Genomic DNA, 21,904 nt, shown 5'->3' with positions numbered 1-21,904 from the left:
TTCGGCTCACCGCCGCGCCTCCACCAGCCGGGGCATGTCACGGGCCGCCTCGACGAGGAACCAGGAGGGCAGTACGGGGTTGCCGTCGGCATCGGAGGCGATGACGGTCTGGGCGACCTCGACGGAGATCTCGGCGAGCTGGACGAGCAGCGACTTGGCGCGGTACGCGGTCTGGCGGCCGTTCGCCGACATGTGCTCCTTGCTGACCGGGAGTTCCTTGATCAGACGGCCGCGGAAGGATTCGGCGAGGTAGTAGAGCAGGTCGCGGTCCTCCAGGCGGTTCGGCCAGCGTGCGTCGCCCTTGATGATCGCCTCGATCCCGAACTGGCTGCGCACGATCTTGACGTAGCCGCAGAACGCGGTCGCGTGCCTGGGCGTCAGCGTGCCGTGCGCGAGGACCTTCAGGGTCTCCTCGTCGAGGTCCCGGCCGAAGGAGTGCAGCGCGTCGGAGAGCATGTGCCAGGAGCGGGGCGTGGAGAAGGGCTCCTCGGTCTTCGGCGGCTTGGACCACAGGTGGTCGGGCCGGTCGGTGAGGTGGTCGAGGATCCAGGGGTGGATGCCGTTCTCTGCGGCCCAGACCAGCCAGTCCTTCGCGGACGCTTCCAGGTGGACGTGCGTGAGACGGTTGACGAGGGCGGACGCGATGGGCCGGGCGAGGGCGTTGTCGGTGGCCCGGTTTCCGGCACCGATGACGATGGAGCCCTTGGGGAGTTCGTAGTCGCCGATACGGCGGTCCAGGATCAGCGAGTAGAACGCCTTCTGCACGTCCGGGGTGGCCGCGTTCAGCTCGTCCAGGAACAGACAGTACGGCTCGTCGCGCGCGATGGACTCCGGCGGGCAGAACACCGACCGCCCGTCCCGGATCTGGGGCACCCCGATGAGGTCCTCGGGAGCGAGCTGCGTACCGATCAGGCTCACGCACTCAAGCCCCAGCGAGGCGGCGAACTCCCTGACGAGGGACGACTTGCCGATGCCGGGGGCGCCCCAGACGAAGACGGGCCGCACGGTGGCGAGGCCGAGGAGAAGCTCGGGGATACGGGAGGGCGACACGGTAACGGCAGCCTGCAAAGCGGTGGCTCCAGGGAGAGTTCGAGAAAGGGGCAACTCGAACAGTGTCTGCGCCGGGCCGAAGAGACGCAGCCGATTTTTCTCAGGCCGACTGGATCCCCCAGGGGCGCGGGGCTGTATCGATATGCGGCTCCGCCGCGTGGGCGCGAACAGCCCCCACCGCCCCGCAGACGAACGACTACGCGGCCTTCTCCTCGGCCTTCTCCAACGGCACCTGAGGACCCCCGGCCTCGTCGAGCCACCCCCGCAGCACATCGTGAACCCGCTCCGCCCCCGCAAGCCCCTCGGGCGGCGCGGACAAGGCAAGCGGCGACAACAGGAACGGCTTGGCCTGCGCACCCCCCAGCCCACCGTGCGACCCGATCTGCTCCTCGAACGCGAGCACCTCCCCCTCCGCCGGGTCGTACCAGGAGTTGACCATGATGTCGGCGGTGTGCGGAAAGGAGTGCGTACGCCGGACCGCCTCGACCGCGCCAGGCCCGAAGTCGGCCAGCGGCCCCGGATTCTCGTCCAGTTGCTCCAGCGGGATCTCCGTACCGAACGGCCCCAGCACCACCCCGCCGTGCTCCTCGCTGCGCACCAGAAGGAAGCCGACACCAGGATGGTTGGCGAGGGTGGTCAGCAGGGCCGGGTGCCTCGCGTCCACCTCCTCCTTGGTCATCCGGTGGTGGACGTCCGGGAAGGAGACAAGGCCAAGGTTGCCGGAGGCCAGCACGATCGGCTCGGAGTCGCGTGCGGGCCGGTACTGCTCACGCCCCTCCTTGCCCGGCCGGCGCAGCGCGGCACGGACGGCGGCGCGGGCCTCGGCCCCGCTGTGGGTGCGCTCGGCCTTGCGTGACACGGGCAGCCCGCAGCCGGCCCGGACGAGGTCGCCGAGGGTGAGCCCGTAGCGGGTGCGGAAGGTCTCGCCGGGGCTCTGGCCGTGGTCGGAGAGGACGACGATCCGGTACGGGCGCGGGGCGTGCTCGGCGACGTTCTCGATCAGCGCGAGCGAGCGGTCCAGGCGCTGAAGGACCTTCGCGGCATCGCGGCTGGTCGGCCCGGAGTGGTGGGCGACCTCGTCGTAGGCGACGAGGTCGGCGTAGACGGCCGTACGCCCGGCGAGCATGTCGCCCATGACGGCGGCGACCACGACATCGCGTTCCACGACGGTCGCGAACGCGCGGACGAGCGGGTACAGGCCCCCGCGGCCCACCCGGGGACGCTCCTTGCGTATCCGGGCGCGGGTCGACTGACCGATCTCGCGGCCGACCTCGGCGACGAACGACATGGCGGTGCGGACGGCGTTGGCGGGGTCGGAGAAGTAGGCGAAGTAGCCGGCCCGGGAGCGGGTCTCGCGGCTGCGGCGACGGGTGGCGATGGACAGCACGAGGGCCTGTTCCTCGGCGCCGCCGGAGAAGAGGTTGCCGCGGCTCGCGCCGTCGACGGTGAGCAGTCCGCCGTGTCCTGCCTGTGCCACGGCACGGTGCTGGAGTTCGACGGCGCTGGTCGGGCGGTTGCAGACCATCACCTCGCCGCGGTCCTTCTCGTACCAGCGGAAGGCGGGGACGTCGTGGTTGCTGCCGTGCAGGATGCCGAGCTGGCTGGCACCGGTCTGGCTGGACCAGTCGGTGCGCCAGGAGGTGAGCCGGTGGGTGGGGCGTGCCCCGCGGCCGGGATGGTCACCGTGGCCCAGCCATCGGGCGATCGTCGGCATCAGTCCGTCGCCGACCGCGGCCAGCAGGACGTCGTGGCCCACCCCGTCGAGCTGGAGGAAGACCGTGCCGTGGGTGGCCGGACCCACGGGGCCGCCTCTGCGGCGGCGGTCGGCGAGACGGTACAGGCGGCGCCGGTAGGCGTCGTCGTCGCGCACCGCGAGGGCACCGCCGGTGGCGGAGGCGACCGCGGACATCACGGCGGCCACCACGACCGCGGTCTCCGGGGCGGCGTCGCCGCGCTCGGCGGGGTTCAGGCGCAGGGCGAGCAGCAGCAGCGCCCCGTTGAGGAAGAAGACGAGAAGCCCGAGCACCAGGGTCGGCACGAGCAGGAACAGCCGTACCAGCAGGGGCCACACGACGGCCGACAGCACACCGAAGGCACCGGCGCCGAACGCCGCCGTGACCGCGATCCGGGTCGCGCTGTCACCGGTCGGGGACTGGAGCCGGAAGTCCGGCAGGATGCCGGCCAGCACCAGCATGGTCAGGGTCGAGACGACCCACACCGTGATGCTCCGCCCGGCCTGACTGGCGACCCGCCGCCAACGCCCCGCACCCACGCCCCGTACACCTCACGTCCCGGCCCGTCGTCGGTGCGGGCGCTGGGACCAGCGTGTCATACGGGTCGGACAGTCAGCGTCCGTCGTATCCCGCCGTCGGCATCGACAGCCTGCGATGCACCCTGGCCTTCATCTGGGCGTCGTAGAGGGGCTCCGCGAAGCCCACCGTCTCGACCCGTACCCCGCGGCGGGCGCACTCGGCGGTGAACTCCTCCACGGAGGACAGGGCGCTCTCCAGGACCCTGCGGCTCGGGGCCACGAAGAGGTCCCGTCCCGCCCGCACCCCGTCCCACAGCACGCAGTGGTCGGCCCTGAGCCCCCGCACCAGCAGCTCCCGCCGCACGGTGTACCCCCGCTCCGCGGCCCAGCGCGCGCACATCGCGTGCTGGCTGCGGGAGTCCACCAGGAAGGGGTCGGCGTCCAGCTCCTCCAGCGGCGTCAGACTCGCGATCGCCGTGACATGCACCGCTCCCATGGTGTCCCCCTCACCTCCGGGTTTCGCCGCCGACCCTACTCCAGCCCGTAGGCTTCGGGGAGTCGCGCGAAGGAGGCAAAGAGGTGCCGGTGGAGATCACCTGGTGGGGCCACGCCACCTGCACGGTGACGGATTCGGACGTACGTGTGCTCACCGACCCTCTGTTCGCCCGCCGTCTCGCCCATCTGCGCCGGCGCCGCGGTGCGGTACCGCCGCCCGAGGCCCGGCGTGCGGACGTGGTCCTCGTCTCCCATCTGCACGCCGACCACCTGCACGTTCCCTCGCTGGCGCGGCTGGATCCGGGCACGCGCCTGCTCGTGCCCCGGGGCGCACCACGCCAGGTGCCGGGGCTGCGCCGGCTCACCCACCTGCGGGTGGACGAGGTGGCGCCCGGCGACGAGCGACGCGTCGGCGACCTCCTGATACGCGTGGTCCCGGCCTGGCACGACGGGCGCCGGCTGCCGGTCGGGCCGCACCGCTCCCCCGCGCTCGGTTACGTCGTCGAGGGCTCGGCGCGGACGTACTTCGCCGGGGACACCGGGCTGTTCGACGACATGGCCAAGGAGGTCGGGCCGGTCGACGTGGCGTTGCTGCCGGTCGGCGGGTGGGGGCCGTATCTCGGGGAGGGGCACCTCGACGCGGGGCGCGCGGCCCAGGCGTTGGCCCGGCTGGAGCCGCGCAGTGCGGTGCCGGTGCACTACGGAACGTACTGGCCGATCGGGATGGACGCGGTGCGGCCGCATGAATTCCATGCGCCGGGTGCGGAGTTCGTGCGGCTGGCGGCGGAGTTCGCGCCCGGCGTGGAGGTGCACCGGTTGGAGCACGGGGAGAGCGTGCGGCTGGAGGTTGCGCGGTGACGTGGCTCGCGGCCGCCACCACGGGGGCGACGCCGGGGGCTGCCGGACAGGCGATCGGGTACCCGACGTTGTTCCTGCTGGTGTTTCTGGGGGCGTTGGTACCGGTGGTGCCCACGGGGGCGCTGGTGAGTTCGGCTGCCGTCGTGGCGTTTCATCAGGAGGCGCCCCTCGCCCTGCTGTTCGTGTTCGTCACGGCCTCCACCGCCGCGTTTCTCGGGGACATCGCCCTGTACTGGCTGGGGCGGCGGGGGATGACGTCGAAGAACGGGTCGCGGTGGCTGGAGGCGCTCCGGTCCCGGGCGCCGGAGGAGCGGCTCTCCCAGGCTCAGGGCAAGCTGGCCGACCACGGGGTGGCCGTCCTCGTCCTTTCCCGGCTGGTGCCGGCGGGGCGGATACCGGTGATGCTGGCCTGCCTCATGGCCGAGTGGCCGTTGCGGCGGTTCGTCCGGGGGAATCTGCCGGCTTGTCTGGCCTGGGCCGTGACGTATCAGCTGATCGGGATTCTGGGCGGGTCGCTGTTCCCGGAGCCCTGGCAGGGTGTGGTGGCGGCGGTCGCGCTGACCGTGGCGATCAGCGCGGCGCCGACGGTGTGGAAGCGGGTCCGTTCCTAGGAGCGCTCCCAGGGGCTGCTAGTGGTGGTCCAGCACCCGTGAGCCTCCGATCGGGAGGTCCCACAGGTCCTCGCGTGCCAGGCCCGCCCTCTCCCACGCCTGCCTGACCCTCGTCAGCGGTTCCAGCACCGGTTCCGCCGACAGCACGAACGTCGCCCAGTGCATGGGGGCCATGCGGCGGGCGCCGAGGTCCTGAGCCGCCCGCACCGCCTCCTCCGGGTCGCAGTGCACGTCGCTGAGCCACCAGCGGGGGTCGTAGGCGCCGATGGGCAGGAGGGCGAGGTCGATGCCGGGATAGCGGTGTCCGATGCGGGAGAACCAGTGGCCGTAACCCGTGTCGCCCGCGAAGTAGACGCGCTGCCCGTCCTGGGCGGTGAGGACCCAGCCGCCCCAGAGGGTGCGACAGGTGTCGGTGAGGGAGCGCTTGGACCAGTGGTGGGCGGGCACGAAGTCGAAGCGGACGCCGTTCAGTTCGGCCGCCTCCCACCAGTCCAGTTCGGTCACCGCGGTGAAGCGGCGGCGGTGGAACCAGCGGGCCAGGCCGGCCGGGACGAAGACCGGGGTGTCGCGCGGGAGGCGGCGCAGGGTCGGGGCGTCCAGGTGGTCGTAGTGGTTGTGGCTGATGACGACCGCGTCGACGGGCGGCAGGGCGTCCCAGTCGATGCCGACGGGGGTGATGCGGGCCGGGGTGCCGAGGATGCGGCGCGACCAGACCGGGTCGGTGAGGACGGTCAGGCCGCCGATCCGTACCACCCAACTGGCGTGCCCCGCCCAGGAGACGGCGACCGTGCGGGCGTCGACGGCGGGGACCGGGGCGGGCGCGTAGGGCAGTTTCGGGATGTCGGCGAGGCCCTCGGGTCCGGGGCGTACGGCACCCTCGCGGGCGAAGCGGGCCATGGCCTTCAGGCCGGGCAGCGGGGCGGTCAGACGGTCGTGGAAGGACCGCGGCCACACTCGCCGCTCCCCCAGCGGGCGGGGTTCGGCGAGCGGCGGCGACGGGGGCGCGAACGAGGAGGGGGCCGGGGGCTCGTCGGCCACTCGCGTGCTGGTGGTCGACTCGGACTGCTGCGTCATCGAGGAGGCTCCCATCGCTGAGCGTCGTCGCGGAGGTCGTCGAAGACCGACTCCAGAGTGATCAACGCGCGTTGCACGTGTGGCAGTTCCAACGGTGTGGGTGACGTGAGGCATTCCGCGCGTTCCTCGTCGGAACCGCCGAGCAGGGGGCCGGTGGACAGCCGGACGCGCAGCGCGCCGAGGTCGTCGCCGAAGCGGTGGCCGCCGGGTGCGGGCATGCCGAGCCGGGCCGTGAGGAAGTCCTCCAGGTCCTGGGCGTCTCCGACACCCTGCGCGGTGAGCGCGGGGCGCAGCGGGCTCAGGTCGACGTAGAGGTGGCGGCCGGCCCGCGGGGGCCGCGAGAGGGCGCCCGCGCGGACGACGGCGGCGTGCGCCGCGGCGGCCACACGCGCGTGGAGGTGTCCTACGGCGGCGCGGTGGGCGGTGACCGGTTCGGGCTCGGTGAGGGCGTGGGCGGCGGCCGCGGCGACGGGGGCGGCGATGCGGGCGCCGAGGGCGGTCAGGACGTCGAGCACGCGCGCGTGGAGGCCGTCGCCGTCGCCGTTCGCCGGGAAGCGGGCGAAGGCGGCCGGCCAGCCGGTCGGGAGCAGGCTGCCGGCCAGGTCGGTGACGACGGTGACCCGCTCGGGCAGCATCTCGGCGGGGCTGAGCCAGACCGTCTCCTGCGGGGCGTGCACGGTGTCGCGCCAGGTCTCGTCGCTGACCAGGTGCAGGCCCTCGCCCGCGGCGGCCTCGACGGTCTCGTGCAGCACCTCGGGCGGGGCGACGGTGGCGGTGGGGTCGTCGGCGACGGACAGCACCAGGAGCCGGGGGTCACCGCCCTCGGCACGCACGCGGCGCACGGTCTCCAGAAGGGCGTACGAATCCGGGACCCCGCCGCACTCGGCCGGTGTCGCCACGTGGAAGACGGGCCTTCCCAACAGGCGTGCGTACGGCGCCCACCAGGCGGCGCAGGGGCGCGGCACCAGGACGTCGCCGCCGAGCGCGGCGGTCAGGGCGAGCAGGAGGGAGGGGGCGCCGGGGGCGGCGGCCACGTGGTCGGGTTCGGCGGGCAGACCGCGCCGGGCCGCGTAGTCGCAGGCGGCCTCCAGGAGCGCGGTGCCGCCGCCGACCGGTTCGGCGCGGGGGCGGGCCGCCGCGGCGGCGAGGACGGCGGTGAGTTCGGGCAGTACGGGCAGCCCGTCGTCGGGCAGCGGAGGGCCGTAGCGGACGGGGCCGTGGCCCTCCGGGTCGGTCCGCATCGGTCACCTCCGTAAGGCGCTGTCCGGTGGCTCGTCCGGTCCGCCGTCTCGTGTTGTCGCGCCTGGCGCGCTCCTCGCGCTCTGAGTACCCACGGTGCCGCCCGGCCATGGGCACCCGTGCGGGTTGCGCCCGTCACACGGACCTGACGTCTCGTCTCAGGCGTCCGCCGCGGGGGACTTGCGGCGCAGCCGGTAGACGGCGCCCGCGGCGGCGCCCGCGATCAGCAGGGCGCCGGCGGCCAGTGCGGGCACGGAGTCGGTGAAGCTGCCGCCCTGACCGGCGTGGACCGGGCTCTGGATGACCGCGGTGTCGCAGTTCTCGGTGCGAGGCTCGGCGCTCTGCTCGGTGCGAGGCTCGGCGCTCTGCTCGGTGTGCGGCTCAGTGCGGGGCTCAGTGCGGGTCTCGGTGTGCGGCTCGGTGCGGGGCTCGGTGCACGGGCGGTGGCTGCCGCCGGTGGCGGGGCCGCGGGTGACGGTGAAGGTGGCGCTCCAGGCCTGGCCCGCTGCGCGGTCCGCGGTCGGGCAGGTGCCGTCGACGGTCCACGCGGAGTCCGGGCCGACGCCGCCGGCACCTTCCTGGAGTTCCTGGTCGGCGGAGACGCGCGCGGTGCCGCTGTAGGCGGGGCCGGAGGCCTTGTCGTCGTTGCCGGGTACCAGCTGCAGCCGGACGGTCCCCGTCTCGAAGGCCTCCGAGGTGGCGTCGACGGTGGCGGGCGGTGTCCCGGTACCGGGATCGCAGGAGACGGACACCGTGACGCTGCCGCCCGGCTGGACACTGCTCGGGCTGACCTCCGCGGCCGGTTCCGCGAAGGCGTTCGGCGGGGCGACACCCAGGGTGATCCCGAGCGCGGGCAGGACGACGGACAGGGCCCGGAGACGGGCGGTGCGGCGCATGGGGCGGACTCCTTCGGCCGACGGCTGCGGGGCCCGTCGTCGGGCGTCGGGGCGACGACCGGAGGTGGCGACGACTGGGCCGAGGGCGCGACGGTCGCACCCACAGCCATCACAGCCGGGCCCTCCCCGTCCCGCGCGCGGCCGGAGGCCATTGGCGGGACGGGGAGGGCCGAGTGGGTGACGTCGGGGCGCCTGAACGCCCGGGGGGGTGCTCCCTCAGAGGAGCGGTCCCGTCACGCGGCGGCGTCCCGCATGATCTGCTCACGCAGCCGTCCGCAGCAGCGGCTGATCAGGCGGGACACGTGCATCTGTGAGATGCCCAGCTGCTCGGCGATCCGGCTCTGGGTCATGTCGCCGAAGAAACGCATGTAGAGGATGGCGCGCTCCCGCTCGGGCAGCGCGGCCAGCCGGGGCTTGACGGACTCGCGGTCGACGACCGTGTCCAGTGCGGGGTCGGACGAGCCGAGGGCGTCGGCGAGCGAGTAGCCGTCCTCGCTGCCGGGCAGTTCGGCGTCGAGGGAGAGGGCGGTGAAGCTCTCCAGGGCCTCGATGCCCACCAGGACGTCCTCCTCGCTCATGTTCGCGTGCTCGGCGATCTCCGCGACGGTGGGCCTGCGCCCCGGAATGGTCTGGGCGAGGTCCTGGGCGGCGAAGCGGACGCGGTTGCGCAGGTCCTGGACCCGGCGCGGCACGTGCAGGGTCCACATGTGGTCGCGGAAGTGCCGCTTGATCTCGCCGGTGATGGTGGGGACGGCGTAGCTCTCGAAGGCGTTGCCGCGCGCGGGGTCGTAGCGGTCGACGGCCTTGACCAGGCCGAGGGCCGCGACCTGGCGCAGGTCCTCGAAGCTCTCGCCGCGGCTGCGGAAGCGGCCGGCGAGCCGGTCGGCCATGGGCAGCCATGCCTCGACGATCTGTCCGCGCAGGGTATCGCGCTCGGGTCCCGCGGGGAGTTCGGCGAGCCTGCGGAAGGAGTCGGCCGTGTCGGGTGCGTCGTCGTGCGGGTGGTGCTTCGCGCTCACTGAAGTGGGCATGTGCGTCGCAACTCCCTAGATAATGCTCTGGGTTGGACGATCGGCGGGGAGCGCGTCCGCGTTCGGACAGGTGCGGCCGGCGCGGCCGGGTGCCGCTCCCACACACGTGCCTCCGGTCCGAAGCACTGTGACGCGCCTGCCCCCGGCCCCCGGCGGCAAACCAGGGCAGGTTTTCCGGCGCCGCGCAGGGTGACTCGTAAGGCTGCTGCCTGTGCCATCCGATCGGGAGGTCAGCCCATGAGCACCAAGGTGTCCGATCACATCCTCGAGCGGCTCCGTGAGTGGGGTGTGGACCATGTCTTCGGCTATCCGGGCGACGGCATCAACGGCCTGCTCGCGGCCTGGGGCCGGGCCGACAACCAGCCACGGTTCGTGCAGTCGCGGCACGAGGAGATGTCCGCGTTCGAGGCGGTCGGTTACGCCAAGTTCAGCGGTCGTGTCGGAGTGTGCGCGGCGACCTCGGGGCCCGGCGCCATCCACCTGCTCAACGGTCTGTACGACGCCAAGCTGGACCATGTGCCGGTGCTGGCGATCGTCGGCCAGACGCACCGCACCGCGATGGGCGGTTCGTACCAGCAGGAGGTGGACCTGCACACCCTGTTCAAGGACGTCGCCTCGGAGTTCGTGGAGACGGTGACGGTCCCCGAGCAGCTGCCGAACGTCCTGGACCGGGCGATCCGCACCGCCTACGCCCGCCGTTGTCCCACGGCGATCATCATCCCCGGGGACGTGCAGGAGCTCGACTACTCGGCGCCCACCCACGAGTTCAAGATGGTGCCGTCCAGCCTGGACCGCAGCGACTGGACGGCGGTTCCGTCCCAGGAGTCGCTGGAGCGGGCCGCGGAGATCCTCAACTCCGGTGACAAGCCCGCGATCCTGATCGGTCAGGGCGCGGCCGGAGCGCGGGCCGAGGTGGAGCGGATCGCCGAACTGCTCGGCGCGGGTGTCGCCAAGGCGCTGCTCGGCAAGGACGCGCTGAGCGACGAACTCCCGTACGTCACCGGCTCGATCGGCCTGCTGGGCACGCGACCGTCGTACGAACTCATGCGGGACTGCGACACCCTGCTGACCATCGGCTCGTCGTTCCCCTACACACAGTTCCTGCCGGAGTTCGGCAAGGCGCGCGGCGTGCAGATCGACATCGACCCGCACATGGTCGGCATGCGTTATCCGTACGAGGTGAATCTCGTCGGCGACGCGAAGGCGACGCTGCAGCGGCTGATCCCGATGCTGGACGTGGAGCGCGGCGGGCGCGAGTGGCACGACACGGTGTGCGACAACGTCTCACGCTGGCGCGAGGTGATGGAGCGGCGGGCGCAGCAGTCGGCCGACCCGATCAACCCGGAGTACGTGGCCCACGCCCTCGACCCGCTGCTGCCCGACAACGCGATCGTCACCTCGGACTCCGGGTCCACCGCCAACTGGTACGCCCGGCACCTGACCATGCGTCCCGGCATGCGCGCGTCGCTGTCCGGCACGCTGGCGACGATGGGCCCCGGGGTGCCGTACGCGATCGGTGCGAAGTTCGCGCACCCGGACCGGCCGGCGATCGCGCTGGTCGGGGACGGGGCGATGCAGATGAACGGCATGGCCGAGCTGATCACCGCCGCCAAGTACCGGGACCTGTGGGAGGACCCGCGGCTGATCGTCGCCATCTGGAACAACCACGACCTCAACCAGGTCACCTGGGAGATGCGGGCCATGGAGGGCGCCCCGTCCTTCCTGCCCTCGCAGCAGCTCCCGGACGTGCAGTACGCCGCGTTCGCCCGCTCCCTCGGTCTGACCGGGATCCGGGTGGAGAAGCCGCAGGACGTGGAGGCGGCCTGGCGGGCCGGTCTCGAGGCGGACGGGCCCGCGGTCCTGGAGTTCCTCACCGACCCGGCCGTACCGCCGATCCCGCCGCACGCGACCTGGGAGCAGATGGAGGCCACGGCCGCGTCGATCCTCAAGGGTGACGCCGACCGGGCCTCCGTGGTGAAGCAGGGCTTCAAGGCGAAGGTGCAGGAGTTCCTGCCGGGGCGGGAGAAGAAGTAGCCACCGGGAGGGCGGCCGGTTCGCGCCGGTCGTCCTCCTGCTCCGACAGCATCAGCTCCTCGTACCGGCCGAGCGCGAGCACGACGCCGAGCATGAGGATCGGTATGAGCGCGGCGAGGACCATCATCGCCCTGTCCTTCCCGGGGGAGGTGCGCGGGGGGTGCGGGCCGGGTCTCCCGGCTTCGGTCCGGCAAACCCTGTGTCGGCCTCCGGTGCACGGGTACGCGGTGCGGACCCCGAAGATCTGGAGGGAGACATGCAGCGAGGCAGCGACCGGCTGAGTCGCCACCGTGACGACGAGATGAAGCACGAACTCCAGGGTCTGCTCCGCTCCGGGCATCCCACCCGGAGTGAGGAGTGGAACGACCCCGAGCCGACCGCCGACGACGATCCGCAGGTCTGGGGCGGACCCGTGGCACCGGGCAGCGGCGGGGCATCGCTGGAGACCGTCCGACTGGAGCTGGCCCGGCTCCTGGGCCGCAGCTCGTTCCCCGCCACCTCCGTGGACCTGGGGCGGGTGCTGCGCCGCAAGAACGCCCCCGACGCCCTAGTGGAGGCTGTGGAGGGACTGCCACGCAAGGAGAACTACACCAACGTCCAGGAGCTCGCCCGGGCCCTCACCCGGACGGAGGGCACCCCGTGACGGCGGAGCTCGTGAGGGACGTGATGACGCCCGGTGTGGTGGCCGTCCGCCCGGACGCCTCGCTGGTCGAGGCGGCACGGCTGATGCGCGCGCAGGACATCGGCGATGTCGTGGTGGCCGACGGTCAGCATGTGGTGGGGCTGCTCACCGACCGGGACATCACCGTCCGGGCCGTCGCCGACGGCACCGACCCGCTGACGGTGAGTGCCCGGTCGGTGTGCACACCGGATCCGCTGACCGTCGCCCCCGGCGACCCGGTGACGCAGGCGGTCGCCCTGATGCGCGCGCACGCCGTGCGGCGGCTGCCGGTCGTCGAGGACGGCCTGCCCGTCGGCATGGTCAGTCTCGGGGACATCGCCGAGGGCCGGGACCCGGGGTCGGCGCTCGCCGACATCAGCCGTGCTGATCCGGACGACGGGGGCTCCGTATGAACCGGCGCCGGGCCGCGGAGATCAGTGCCACCGGTGCCACGGTCGACGTCGGGGACGTGACCACCCGGTATCTCCTCTACGGGCTGTTACCCGGCTGGTTCGTGCCGGGACTCGCCGACTGGGTGATGCACCGGCGCACCCGCATCGAGGACACCGCGGGGACGAAGGAGTCCCTGATCCACTCGCTGATGATGGCCGAGGTGGGCATCCCCATCGCGCTCACTCTGCGCTACCAGGTCAATCCCCTGCTGCTGAGCGTGCAGCTGGGCGGGGCGGCCGTGCACGAGGCGACCGCCCTGTGGGACGTGAAGACGGCCGTCGACAGCGACCGCGAGGTCAAACCGGTCGAGCAGCACATCCACAGCTTCCTGGAGTCGCTGCCGTTCGCGGCGCTGGCCGCCCTCATGTGTCTGCATGCCGACCAGGTCAGGGCACTGGCGCGCGGCGGACGAGGCCACCAGGACGCCTGGCGGCTGGTGCCACGGCAGCGGCCGCTGTCCCCCGGTTATCTCGCCGGCATCGGCGCCGCGATCGGCGCGTGTGTGCTGCTGCCGTACGGCGAGGAGCTGCTGCGCTGTGCGCGCGCTTCCCGAGCAAGGAAAAAGCTTTCCAGGAAAGGACGTTGAACCATCATGCGTATCGCGTTTCTGACCGCACCCGAGGGCGTCGAGCAGATCGAGCTCACCGATCCGTGGCAGGCGGCGGTGAACGCGGGACACGAGCCCGTGCTCGTGTCGACCCAGCCCGGCAAGATCCAGGCGTTCAACCACCTCGACAAGGCGGACACCTTCCCCGTGCAGGAGGTCGTGGGCGAGACATCCGCGGACTCCTTCGGCGCACTGGTGCTGCCCGGTGGGGTGGCCAACCCGGACTTCCTGCGGATGGACGAGAAGGCCGTGGCGTTCGTCCGGGACTTCTTCACCCAGGGGCGCCCGGTGGCCGCGATCTGCCACGCACCGTGGACGCTCGTCGAGGCGGACGTCGTACGGGGCCGGGTGCTCACCTCCTGGCCGAGTCTCCGGACGGACATCCGCAACGCGGGCGCCACCTGGGTGGACGAGCAGGTGAAGGTCTGCGACCACGGGAACAACAAGCTGGTCACCAGCCGCAAGCCGGACGACCTCAAGGCGTTCTGCGAGACGTTCCTCGACGTGTTCCAGGAGGCCGCCTGATGGACCCCGCCGACCGGAAGCAGCGCCAGCGCGAGGGCTTCCACGCCGACGACCCGACCGCCGGGCCGCTCACCACCGACCAGGGCGTCGAGGTCGACCACACCGACGACTCGCTCGCCGCCGGTGAGCGCGGTCCGACCCTCATGGAGGATTTCCACTTCCGGGAGAAGCTCACCCACTTCGACCACGAGCGGATCCCGGAGCGGGTGGTGCACGCGCGGGGCGCGGGCGCGTACGGCTACTTCGAACCGTACGAGTCCTGCGCGGAGTTCACCCGTGCCGCCTTCCTCCAGGACCCGGCGGTCCGCACCCCCGTCTTCGTGCGGTTCTCGACCGTGCAGGGACCCAAGGGTTCCGCGGACACCGTGCGGGACGTGCGGGGCTTCGCCACCAAGTTCTATACGTCGGAAGGCAATTACGACCTCGTCGGGAACAACTTCCCGGTCTTCTTCATCCAGGACGGCATCAAGTTCCCGGACTTCGTGCACGCGGTGAAGCCGGAGCCGCACAACGACATCCCCACCGGTGCCTCGGCGCACGACACCCTGTGGGACTTCGTGTCGCTCCAGCCGGAGACCCTGCACGCGATCATGTGGCTGATGTCGGACCGGGCGATCCCGCGCAGCTACCGCATGATGCAGGGCTTCGGTGTGCACACCTTCCGGTTCGTGAACGCGGAGGGCAAGGGCACCTTCGTGAAGTTCCACTGGAAGCCGAGGCTGGGCGCGCACTCACTGGTGTGGGACGAGGCGCAGGAGTGCCAGGGCCGTGACCCGGACTTCAACCGGCGCGACCTGTGGGACGCCATCGAGGCCGGCGAGTACCCGGAGTGGGAGCTCGGCGTGCAACTGGTGCCGGAGGAGGACGAGTTCGCGTTCGACTTCGATCTGCTCGACGCGACGAAGCTGATCCCGGAGGAGCAGGTGCCGGTGCGGCCGATCGGCCGGATGGTGCTCGACCGCAACCCGGAGAACTTCTTCGCCGAGACCGAGCAGGTCGCCTTCCACACCGCCAACGTCGTGCCCGGTATCGACTTCACCAACGACCCGCTGCTCCAGGCCCGCAACTTCTCCTACCTGGACACCCAGTTGATCCGGCTGGGCGGGCCGAACTTCTCGCAGCTGCCGGTGAACCGGCCGGTGGCGCCGGTGCGCACCAACCAGCGCGACGGCTACCACCAGAGCGCGATCCACCGGGGCACGAACTACTTCCCGAACTCGCTCGGCGGCGGCTGCCCGGCCCACGCCGGCGTCGACGGACACGCCTTCACTCACTACGCGGAACGCGTGGACGGACACAAGATCCGGCGGCGCAGCCCGAGTTTCCAGGACCACTACAGCCAGCCCGCGCTGTTCTGGAACAGCATGGCCGACTGGGAGAAGCAGCACATCGTCGAGGCGTTCCGGTTCGAGCTGGGCAAGGTCGGCGCCCGGACCGTGCGGGCCCGGACGGTCGAGCACCTCGCGAAGGTGGACGGCGAGCTGGCGACGCGGGTGGCACGCGGTATCGGCGTACCGGAACCCACCGCGGGCGAGACGGCGTACAAGCTCTCCTCCCCCGCTCTCAGCCTGGAGTCGCTGCGCGGTGACGGCTCCATCCGCACCCGGCAGATCGCGGTCCTGGTCACCGACGGGATCGACGCCGAGCAGGTGACCTCGGTGCGGGAACGACTGGCCGCAGAGGGCGCCGTCGTGGAGGCGCTGGCACCGACGGACGGCGAGCTGCGGGGCGCCGACGGCGAGCTGTACACCGTCGACCGCGCGCTGCCGACCGTCGCGTCCGTGCTGTACGACGCCGTCCTGCTGCCCGGCGGCCCCGTGGGCACCCCGGCGACGGCCGCCGACCAGGACGTCATGCGTTTCGTGCGGGACGCCTACCGGCACGGCAAGCCGATCGGCGCGCTCGGCTCGGGCGTCGGGATCCTGTCGTCGCTGGAGCCGGAGGGACTGCGGCTGTCCACCGAGTTCCACCGCGTGGAGGCCGACCGGGGCGTGGTGACGGAGACGTCCCCGGGTCCGGCGGGCGAGGAGTTCCTGGACGCGTTCGTGGCCGCGATCGCGGCACACCGGCACCGGGACCGGCTGCCGACGCGTCACTGAGGGTCCGGGCACGTCATCGGTGGCCTGCTGATCAGGAGATCGGCAGGTCACCGTCGGCTGTCCGCGCAGGTCCGCCGGTCAGTGGTCCCCCGGTCAGTCGGTCAGTCCAGCGCCGGTGTGGCCGACTCCCCCGCCCCGCGCTCCCGCGCCCCCTCCCGCGTGCGGCCCGCGGCCACCGTCCGGCGCGGGTTGCGGCGCAGGTACTCGCCCTCGAGCCGGGCCATGCGCTCGTTGTGGGTACTGAGCGCGTCGTTCGAACCGTGGAGCAGCGTTTCGTGCCGGGTGCGATGGATCGTCTCCAGCTCTTTCATGAGCTGCTGGTCGTCCAACTGGCTGGGGTCGACTCCGGTCATGGTGGTGTCCCGCTCGTCGTGTTCGTTCATGGGCTTCGGGTACCCGCCCGGCAAGCATTACCGCACTGCCCCCGAGCGGCATCCGGGAGGGAACCCATGGATCTCGCCTTTCTGCATCCACTCTACGAACATCCGGGCCCCTGGGCCTCCGTGTACGTCGACGCCCCCCGCCCCACGGAGGACACACTCCACGAACGGCATCTCGCGGCGGTCGCGGTCGCCCGCGAGCTGTCCACTCAGGGGGCCGACGAGGAGACCTGCGTGGCCGTGCGGGAGGCGATCGAGGAACTGCGGCATTCGTCCGAGCCGCACGGCCGGGCCCTCTTCGCGCGGGCCGGCGAGGTCGTCCTGGACCCGGTCCTGACCAGGTCCCCCGAGGGCAGCCTGGTCCGCTGGGCCCCGCTGCCGCACACCGCGCCGCTGCTGGAGCTGGCCGGCGAGGACCCGGTGTGCGTGGTGGCGTACGTCGACCGCAAGGGCGCCGACTTCGAGCTGCGCGGGCCGCTCGGCCGGCAGGGCGCCGGTTCGGTCACCGGCAAGCAGTGGCCGGTGCACCGGACGAGCAGCTCGGACTGGTCGGAACGGCACTTCCAGCTGCGGGTGGAGAACACCTGGGAGCACAACGCGGCCGAGATCGCCGACGCGCTCGCCGTCTGCCAGGAGGAGACCGGTGCCGACCTGCTGATCCTGGTCGGTGACGAGCGGGAGAAGCGGTCCGTGCACGAGCGGCTGCCGAAGCGTCTGCAGGACCGGGTCGTCGAGGCCGAGCACGGCGCCGGCAGCCGACTGCTCGACGAGGACGTGGAACAGGCCCGTGCCGCACATGTACGGCAGCGCGCCGAGCGGGAGCTGGAACGGTTCCTCGCGGCCCGCACACCGGGCGACGACGGGCAGCCCGGAGCCGTGGAGGGTGTGCCCGCGCTGGTCGAGGCGGCGCGCGAGCACCGTATCGACGAACTCCTGATCCGCCCGGACGGGCCCGACGCGCACCGCGAGGTGTGGATCGGGGAGGACCCGGACCAGGTGGCGGTCCGCCGCACGGATCTGAAGATCCTCGGCGAACAGAACTCCTGGCCGGCCCGGGCGGACGACGCGCTGATCAGGTCGGCGGTGGCGACGGGGGCCCCGGCGCTGTCGGTGACACCGGCGAGCGAGGAGGCCCCGGTGGGCGGCCTGGGCGCACTGCTGCGCTGGGTCTGAGGCGCCTCGGACGGGCCCGGTGACCCGCGGTTACCGGGCCCGTTCCACGCGCCGCTCGTCCCACACCGGCTCCGCCGTCTCGCGCACCCGCCCGTCCGAGCCGAAGACCAGGTACCGGTCGAAGGAGCGCGCGAACCAGCGGTCGTGGGTGACCGCGAGGACCGTGCCCTCGAAGGCCTCCAGGCCCTCCTGGAGGGCCTCCGCGGACTCCAGGTCGAGGTTGTCCGTGGGCTCGTCCAGAAGGAGCGCGGTGACGCCCTGGAGCTCCAGGAGGAGGATCTGGAAGCGGGCCTGCTGACCGCCGGAGAGCCGGTCGAAGCCCTGCTCGGCCTGGCCGGTCAGCTCGTAGCGGCGCAGCCGGGACATCGCGGCGCCCCGGTCCTGGGCGTGCTCCTTCCAGAGGATGTCGAGAAGGGTGCGGCCGAAGAGCTCGGGATGGGCGTGCGTCTGCGCGAAGTGCCCGGGCACGACCCGCGCCCCGAGCTTCCACTGTCCCGTGTGCGCCACGGTGGAGTCCCCCGCCAGCAGCCGCAGGAAGTGCGACTTGCCGGAGCCGTTGGAGCCGAGGACGGCGACGCGTTCGCCGTAGAAGACCTCCAGGTCGAAGGGCTTCATCAGGCCGGTCAGTTCAAGTCCCTTGCAGGTGACGGCCCTTACGCCGGTACGACCGCCCTTGAGCCGCATCTTGATGTCCTGCTCGCGCGGCGGCTCGGGCGGCGGGCCCGCTTCCTCGAACTTGCGCAGCCGGGTCTGGGCGGCCCGGTAGCGGGAGGCCATGTCGGGGCTGTTCTCGGCGGCCTGACGGAGATTCAGCACCAGCTTCTTCAACTGCGCGTGCTTCTCGTCCCAGCGTTTGCGCAGTTCCTCGAAGCGGGCGAACCGGGCCTGCCGCGCCTCGTGATACGTGGCGAAACCGCCGCCGTGCACCCAGGCGTCCGCCCCGGCCGGCGAGGGCTCCACGGACACGATCTTCTCGGCGGCCCGGGACAGCAGCTCCCGGTCGTGGGAGACGAAGAGCACCGTCTTGCGGGTCTCCTTCAGCCGCTCCTCCAGCCAGCGCTTGCCGGGCACGTCGAGGTAGTTGTCCGGCTCGTCGAGCAGCAGCACCTGGTCCGTGCCGCGCAGCAGCGCCTCCAGCACCAGCCGCTTCTGCTCACCGCCGGACAGGGTCCGCACCTGCCGGAACTGCGCTTTGTCGTACGGCACCCCGAGCGCGGCCATGGTGCACATGTCCCAGAGCGTCTCGGACTCGTACCCGCGCACCTCGGCCCAGTCGGAGAGGGCCTGCGCGTACGTCAGCTGGGCGGCCTCGTCGTCGACGGTCATGATCAGGTGCTCGGCCCGGTCGACGGCCTGCGCGGCCTCCCTGATACGCGGCGGCGCGACCGACACGAGCAGGTCCCGTACGGTCGTCTCGTCCCGTACGGACCCCACGAACTGGCGCATCAGCCCGAGGCCGCCACTCACGGTGACCGTCCCGCCGTGCGGTTTCAGCTCACCGGAGATCAGCCGCAGCAGGGTGGTCTTGCCGGCACCGTTGGGCCCGACGAGGGCCACGACGGCCCCTTCCCCCACCCGGAAGGACACATCGCCGAGCAGCGCCCTCCCGTCGGGGAGGTAGTACTCGAGGTGCGCGGCTTCCAGATGTCCCATGGGGCGCATTGTCGACGCAACGGCGGGACCTGGGCAAACGCTTAATGCCTGGTACCGGTCGGTGAAAGCGCCCCCTTAGGGGCGCGGGGAACTGCGCGACAAGCCACAACGAACCGGCACCCGGCACCGAACAGTCACCCCCACGGCGGGTACCCGCAACCGCATGAGCCCCGACGTCGATCTCACCATCCCCGCGCGCGAGCGCCTCCGCACCCTCGACTCCCGTCTCTTCGAGTTCGCGGCCGGCCGCAACTGGCCCGCGGCCGAGCCGATCCTCCCCCGGCTGAGCAGAAGCGCGAACCACGGCGTGCTCTGGTTCGCCACCGCCGCCGCGATGGCCGCGAGCCGCACCCCGCGCTCCCGCCGTGCGGCGGCCCGGGGCCTCGCCTCCCTGACCCTCGCCTCCCTGACCATCAACACCCTCGGCAAGCGCTCGGTCCGCCGCACCCGCCCCGTCCTGGACCCGGTCCCGCTGGTCCGGCAGCTGAAGCGGCAGCCGATCACGACCTCGTTCCCCTCCGGCCACTCCGCGTCGGCGGCGGCCTTCGCGACCGGCGTCGCGCTGGAGTCCCCCGCCTGGGGCGCCGCCGTGGCCCCGATCGCCTGGTCGGTCGCGCTCTCCCGGGTCTACACCGGTGTGCACTTCCCGAGCGACGTCCTGGCCGGTGCGGCGCTGGGCGCGGGCGCCGCGTTCGCCGTACGGGGCCTGGTGCCGACGCGCGCCCAGGTCGTGCCGCCGGCCCGGCCCCGCGCGCAGGTGCCGGCACTGCCGGACGGCGAGGGTCTGGTGATGGTGGCGAACACCGCGTCGGGCACCGCCGACCGGGTGCGCGCCCTGCACGACGGGCTGCCGCTGGCGGAGATCGTCGAGTGCGAACCGGCGGACCTGCGGGCCGAGTTGGAGAAGGCGGCGGCCCGGGCCACGGTGCTCGGCGTGTGCGGCGGCGACGGCACGGTCAACGCGGCCGCCGAGATCGCCCTGCGCCACGGCGTGCCGCTCGCGGTACTGCCCGGCGGCACCCTGAACCACTTCGCCTACGACCTCGGCGTGGAGGGAGCGCGGGATCTGGCCCGGGCCGTCCGGCAGGGCGAGGCCGTGCGCGTGGACGCGGGCCGGTTCAGCAGCGACGGCCGCGAGGGTGTCTTCGTCAACGCCTGCAGCCTCGGCGTGTATCCGGAGCTGGTGCGCGAGCGGGAGCGCTGGTCGCCCCGGATCGGCGGCTGGCCTGCCGGGGTGCTCGGGGCGCTGCGGGTGCTGCGGGCCGACCGGCGTCCGCTGGAGGCCGAGTTCCGGGGCCGGGCCAGGCCGTTGTGGCTGCTGTTCGTCGGCAACGGCACCTACCACCGGATGGGGCTCACCCCCGGCCGCCGCACCGACCTCGCCGACGGACGGTTCGACGTGCGGGTCGTGCACGGCGGACGCCGGCCCGCGCTGCGCCTGCTCGCCGCCGCGGTCGCGGGTCCCCTGACCCGCTCCCCCGCCCATGCGGCGGTCCAGGTGGGGCGACTGCGTCTGTCGGGCGTCGCGCCGGGCACGCTCCTCGCCTACGACGGTGAGGTGACCGACGTGGAGGGCGAAGTCACGCTGGAGAAGCTGCCCGAGGCACTCACCGTGTACCGCCCCCTGCCCGGGAACTGACCCCTCATCAGTCCACATACCAATACACGGGTCTCACCATTCGACATACGAGCGTACGGTTCTGGGTACCGACGGACAGGTCGAAAAGGGGAGCCCAGCCATGCCGGAATCACAGGACAAGGCGCAGGACAAAGCTCAGGACAAGCCGCGGGAGACCGCCGTCTACACGCACGGCCACCACGAGTCCGTGCTGCGCTCGCACACCTGGCGCACCGCCGCCAACTCGGCTGCCTACCTGCTCGGTTCGCTGAAGCCCCACATGAAGATCCTGGACATCGGCTGCGGGCCCGGCACGATCACCGCGGACCTGGCGGCCCTGGTCCCGGACGGGCATGTCACGGGCGTCGACCACGCGCCCGGCATCCTGGACCAGGCCCGCGCCACGGCCGCCGAGCGCCATCTGACGAACGTCGACTTCGCGGTCGCGGACGTGCACGCCCTGGACTTCGAGGACGACACCTTCTGCGTGGTCCACGCCCACCAGGTGCTGCAACACGTCGGGGACCCGGTGCGGGCGCTGCGCGAGATGAAGCGGGTCACCAGGCCGGGCGGATTCATCGCGGTACGCGACTCGGACTACGCGGCCATGACCTGGTACCCGGCGTCCGAGGGGCTGGACGACTGGCTGGACCTGTACCGCCGGGTGGCCCGGGCCAATGGCGGCGAGCCGGACGCCGGGCGGCGGCTGAAGTCCTGGGCGCTGCGGGCGGGTCTGACGGACATCACGGCGAGCTCCGGCACCTGGACCTACTCCACCGCCGAGGAGCGGGAGTGGTGGAGCGGGCTGTGGGCGGACCGCACGGTGGCCTCGGCGTACGCGCAGCGGGCCACCGAGGGCGGCCACGCCACCGCGGAGCGGCTGCGGGCCGTCTCGGAGGCCTGGCGGGACTGGGGTACGAAGGACGACGGGTGGTTCTGTGTGCTGCACGGAGAAATTCTGTGCCGAAAGGAAGTCTGAAACGCAGATTCCGGGAGACTCGGAATGCAGGAGGTTCACATTATGATTGCCATCCTGCTCGTGCTGCTTCTGGTGCTGATTCTTTTCGGCGCCGGTTTCGCAGTGAAGATTCTCTGGTGGATCGCACTGGCTGTGCTCGTGCTGTGGTTGCTGGGGTTCCTGATGCGTGGGACGACGTCGGCCGGAAGCAGGGGTCGTTGGTACAGGTGGTGACGTT

Annotated in this window: 21 protein-coding genes; 12 read left to right on the top strand and 9 right to left on the bottom strand. The window is 72.2% G+C overall.

Annotated features, from left to right (window positions below; genetic code table 11):
* Positions 1 to 6: 6 nt before the first annotated feature.
* The 3 genes from ACIBJB_RS25085 to ACIBJB_RS25075 all read right to left on the bottom strand — a co-directional run bounded on the left by ACIBJB_RS25085 (position 7) and on the right by ACIBJB_RS25075 (position 3,797).
* A complete protein-coding gene (locus tag ACIBJB_RS25085; protein WP_398933347.1) occupies positions 7 to 1,068 on the bottom strand; it encodes an ATP-binding protein in 1,062 nt (353 codons plus the stop codon).
* Positions 1,069 to 1,246: 178 nt separating this feature from the next.
* Positions 1,247 to 3,322 (bottom strand): phage holin family protein, encoded by a 2,076-nt coding sequence (locus ACIBJB_RS25080; RefSeq protein ID WP_398933346.1) that lies wholly within the window; start codon positions 3,320 to 3,322, stop codon positions 1,247 to 1,249.
* A 73-nt stretch (positions 3,323 to 3,395) separates the two neighbouring features.
* Positions 3,396 to 3,797, bottom strand: coding sequence for a hypothetical protein (locus tag ACIBJB_RS25075; RefSeq protein WP_031045739.1), 402 nt, complete (start codon positions 3,795 to 3,797; stop codon positions 3,396 to 3,398).
* An 83-nt stretch (positions 3,798 to 3,880) separates the two neighbouring features.
* On the opposite strand from ACIBJB_RS25075, the gene ACIBJB_RS25070 reads away from it, so the two are divergent.
* Both ACIBJB_RS25070 and ACIBJB_RS25065 read left to right on the top strand, forming a co-directional pair.
* On the top strand, positions 3,881 to 4,654 hold the full coding sequence (locus tag ACIBJB_RS25070; protein ID WP_398933345.1) for an MBL fold metallo-hydrolase: 774 nt from the start codon (positions 3,881 to 3,883) through the stop codon (positions 4,652 to 4,654).
* Complete coding sequence (locus ACIBJB_RS25065) at positions 4,651 to 5,265, top strand: DedA family protein (protein WP_398933344.1); 615 nt, start codon at positions 4,651 to 4,653, stop codon at positions 5,263 to 5,265. The genes ACIBJB_RS25070 and ACIBJB_RS25065 overlap by 4 nt, the downstream gene beginning before the upstream one ends.
* An 18-nt stretch (positions 5,266 to 5,283) precedes the next feature.
* Here ACIBJB_RS25065 and ACIBJB_RS25060 read toward each other — a convergent pair whose 3' ends face one another.
* The 4 genes from ACIBJB_RS25060 to ACIBJB_RS25045 form a co-directional block, all read right to left on the bottom strand.
* The gene (locus ACIBJB_RS25060) at positions 5,284 to 6,339 is read right to left on the bottom strand and encodes an MBL fold metallo-hydrolase (protein ID WP_398933343.1); all 1,056 of its coding nucleotides are present in this window, start codon (positions 6,337 to 6,339) and stop codon (positions 5,284 to 5,286) included.
* Complete coding sequence (locus ACIBJB_RS25055; protein ID WP_398933342.1) at positions 6,336 to 7,580, bottom strand: aminotransferase class I/II-fold pyridoxal phosphate-dependent enzyme; 1,245 nt, start codon at positions 7,578 to 7,580, stop codon at positions 6,336 to 6,338. Before ACIBJB_RS25055 ends, ACIBJB_RS25060 begins: the two co-directional genes overlap by 4 nt.
* A 156-nt stretch (positions 7,581 to 7,736) precedes the next feature.
* Complete coding sequence (locus ACIBJB_RS25050; protein ID WP_398933341.1) at positions 7,737 to 8,474, bottom strand: hypothetical protein; 738 nt, start codon at positions 8,472 to 8,474, stop codon at positions 7,737 to 7,739.
* 233 nt (positions 8,475 to 8,707) lie between these two features.
* Entirely contained in the window at positions 8,708 to 9,505 is a 798-nt protein-coding gene (locus tag ACIBJB_RS25045) for an RNA polymerase sigma factor SigF (RefSeq protein ID WP_398933340.1), read from the bottom strand.
* 237 nt (positions 9,506 to 9,742) lie between these two features.
* Here ACIBJB_RS25045 and ACIBJB_RS25040 point away from each other — a divergent pair, with 237 nt between their 5' ends.
* The 6 genes from ACIBJB_RS25040 to ACIBJB_RS25015 all read left to right on the top strand — a co-directional run bounded on the left by ACIBJB_RS25040 (position 9,743) and on the right by ACIBJB_RS25015 (position 15,884).
* Complete coding sequence (locus ACIBJB_RS25040) at positions 9,743 to 11,539, top strand: thiamine pyrophosphate-requiring protein (RefSeq protein WP_398933339.1); 1,797 nt, start codon at positions 9,743 to 9,745, stop codon at positions 11,537 to 11,539.
* A gap of 256 nt (positions 11,540 to 11,795) precedes the next feature.
* A complete protein-coding gene (locus ACIBJB_RS25035; protein WP_398933337.1) occupies positions 11,796 to 12,182 on the top strand; it encodes a DUF2795 domain-containing protein in 387 nt (128 codons plus the stop codon).
* Positions 12,179 to 12,613: a CBS domain-containing protein gene (locus ACIBJB_RS25030; protein ID WP_398933335.1), complete on the top strand. Its 435-nt coding sequence runs from the start codon at positions 12,179 to 12,181 to the stop codon at positions 12,611 to 12,613. The genes ACIBJB_RS25035 and ACIBJB_RS25030 overlap by 4 nt, the downstream gene beginning before the upstream one ends.
* Positions 12,610 to 13,239 carry a diguanylate cyclase gene (locus tag ACIBJB_RS25025; protein WP_398933334.1) on the top strand — a complete coding sequence of 210 codons (630 nt, stop codon included), beginning with the start codon at positions 12,610 to 12,612 and terminating at the stop codon, positions 13,237 to 13,239. The genes ACIBJB_RS25030 and ACIBJB_RS25025 overlap by 4 nt, the downstream gene beginning before the upstream one ends.
* Positions 13,240 to 13,245: 6 nt before the next feature.
* Positions 13,246 to 13,785 (top strand): type 1 glutamine amidotransferase domain-containing protein, encoded by a 540-nt coding sequence (locus ACIBJB_RS25020; protein ID WP_398933333.1) that lies wholly within the window; start codon positions 13,246 to 13,248, stop codon positions 13,783 to 13,785.
* Complete coding sequence (locus tag ACIBJB_RS25015; protein WP_398933332.1) at positions 13,785 to 15,884, top strand: catalase; 2,100 nt, start codon at positions 13,785 to 13,787, stop codon at positions 15,882 to 15,884. Before ACIBJB_RS25020 ends, ACIBJB_RS25015 begins: the two co-directional genes overlap by 1 nt.
* Before the next feature lie 101 nt (positions 15,885 to 15,985).
* On the opposite strand, the gene ACIBJB_RS25010 is transcribed toward ACIBJB_RS25015, so the two are convergent.
* Positions 15,986 to 16,267: a DUF6158 family protein gene (locus ACIBJB_RS25010; protein WP_398933331.1), complete on the bottom strand. Its 282-nt coding sequence runs from the start codon at positions 16,265 to 16,267 to the stop codon at positions 15,986 to 15,988.
* A gap of 66 nt (positions 16,268 to 16,333) precedes the next feature.
* Between ACIBJB_RS25010 and ACIBJB_RS25005 the strand changes: the two genes are divergently transcribed.
* Positions 16,334 to 17,437, top strand: coding sequence for a Vms1/Ankzf1 family peptidyl-tRNA hydrolase (locus tag ACIBJB_RS25005; protein WP_398933330.1), 1,104 nt, complete (start codon positions 16,334 to 16,336; stop codon positions 17,435 to 17,437).
* Positions 17,438 to 17,467: 30 nt separating this feature from the next.
* On the opposite strand, the gene ACIBJB_RS25000 is transcribed toward ACIBJB_RS25005, so the two are convergent.
* Positions 17,468 to 19,090, bottom strand: a complete 1,623-nt coding sequence (locus tag ACIBJB_RS25000) for an ABC-F family ATP-binding cassette domain-containing protein (RefSeq protein ID WP_398933329.1) — start codon at positions 19,088 to 19,090, stop codon at positions 17,468 to 17,470.
* 163 nt (positions 19,091 to 19,253) lie between these two features.
* On the opposite strand from ACIBJB_RS25000, the gene ACIBJB_RS24995 reads away from it, so the two are divergent.
* The 3 genes from ACIBJB_RS24995 to ACIBJB_RS24985 all read left to right on the top strand — a co-directional run bounded on the left by ACIBJB_RS24995 (position 19,254) and on the right by ACIBJB_RS24985 (position 21,900).
* Complete coding sequence (locus ACIBJB_RS24995) at positions 19,254 to 20,729, top strand: bifunctional phosphatase PAP2/diacylglycerol kinase family protein (RefSeq protein ID WP_398933328.1); 1,476 nt, start codon at positions 19,254 to 19,256, stop codon at positions 20,727 to 20,729.
* Positions 20,730 to 20,829: 100 nt separating this feature from the next.
* Entirely contained in the window at positions 20,830 to 21,687 is an 858-nt protein-coding gene (locus ACIBJB_RS24990) for a class I SAM-dependent methyltransferase (RefSeq protein ID WP_398933327.1), read from the top strand.
* A gap of 42 nt (positions 21,688 to 21,729) precedes the next feature.
* Complete coding sequence (locus tag ACIBJB_RS24985) at positions 21,730 to 21,900, top strand: hypothetical protein (protein WP_062037266.1); 171 nt, start codon at positions 21,730 to 21,732, stop codon at positions 21,898 to 21,900.
* Positions 21,901 to 21,904 lie beyond the last annotated feature (4 nt).

Origin of the sequence: Streptomyces sp. NPDC050759 (assembly GCF_044456945.1) — a bacterium.
Taxonomy (GTDB): domain Bacteria; phylum Actinomycetota; class Actinomycetes; order Streptomycetales; family Streptomycetaceae; genus Streptomyces.
Note: the sequence above shows the minus strand (reverse complement) of the source record. Positions and strands in the feature narration are given on the sequence as shown.

Bases quoted from the DNA above. Each gene is read 5' to 3' on its own strand.
- ACIBJB_RS25075 (WP_031045739.1), bottom strand. From the start codon at position 3,797: ATGGGAGCGGTGCATGTCACGGCGATCGCGAGTCTGACGCCGCTGGAG.
- ACIBJB_RS25060 (WP_398933343.1), bottom strand. From the start codon at position 6,339: ATGACGCAGCAGTCCGAGTCGACCACCAGCACGCGAGTGGCCGACGAG.
- ACIBJB_RS25055 (WP_398933342.1), bottom strand. From the start codon at position 7,580: ATGCGGACCGACCCGGAGGGCCACGGCCCCGTCCGCTACGGCCCTCCG.
- ACIBJB_RS25050 (WP_398933341.1), bottom strand. From the start codon at position 8,474: ATGCGCCGCACCGCCCGTCTCCGGGCCCTGTCCGTCGTCCTGCCCGCG.
- ACIBJB_RS25045 (WP_398933340.1), bottom strand. From the start codon at position 9,505: ATGCCCACTTCAGTGAGCGCGAAGCACCACCCGCACGACGACGCACCC.
- ACIBJB_RS25040 (WP_398933339.1), top strand. From the start codon at position 9,743: ATGAGCACCAAGGTGTCCGATCACATCCTCGAGCGGCTCCGTGAGTGG.
- ACIBJB_RS25035 (WP_398933337.1), top strand. From the start codon at position 11,796: ATGCAGCGAGGCAGCGACCGGCTGAGTCGCCACCGTGACGACGAGATG.
- ACIBJB_RS25025 (WP_398933334.1), top strand. From the start codon at position 12,610: ATGAACCGGCGCCGGGCCGCGGAGATCAGTGCCACCGGTGCCACGGTC.
- ACIBJB_RS25020 (WP_398933333.1), top strand. From the start codon at position 13,246: ATGCGTATCGCGTTTCTGACCGCACCCGAGGGCGTCGAGCAGATCGAG.
- ACIBJB_RS25015 (WP_398933332.1), top strand. From the start codon at position 13,785: ATGGACCCCGCCGACCGGAAGCAGCGCCAGCGCGAGGGCTTCCACGCC.
- ACIBJB_RS25010 (WP_398933331.1), bottom strand. From the start codon at position 16,267: ATGAACGAACACGACGAGCGGGACACCACCATGACCGGAGTCGACCCC.
- ACIBJB_RS25005 (WP_398933330.1), top strand. From the start codon at position 16,334: ATGGATCTCGCCTTTCTGCATCCACTCTACGAACATCCGGGCCCCTGG.
- ACIBJB_RS25000 (WP_398933329.1), bottom strand. From the start codon at position 19,090: ATGGGACATCTGGAAGCCGCGCACCTCGAGTACTACCTCCCCGACGGG.
- ACIBJB_RS24995 (WP_398933328.1), top strand. From the start codon at position 19,254: ATGAGCCCCGACGTCGATCTCACCATCCCCGCGCGCGAGCGCCTCCGC.
- ACIBJB_RS24990 (WP_398933327.1), top strand. From the start codon at position 20,830: ATGCCGGAATCACAGGACAAGGCGCAGGACAAAGCTCAGGACAAGCCG.
- ACIBJB_RS24985 (WP_062037266.1), top strand. From the start codon at position 21,730: ATGATTGCCATCCTGCTCGTGCTGCTTCTGGTGCTGATTCTTTTCGGC.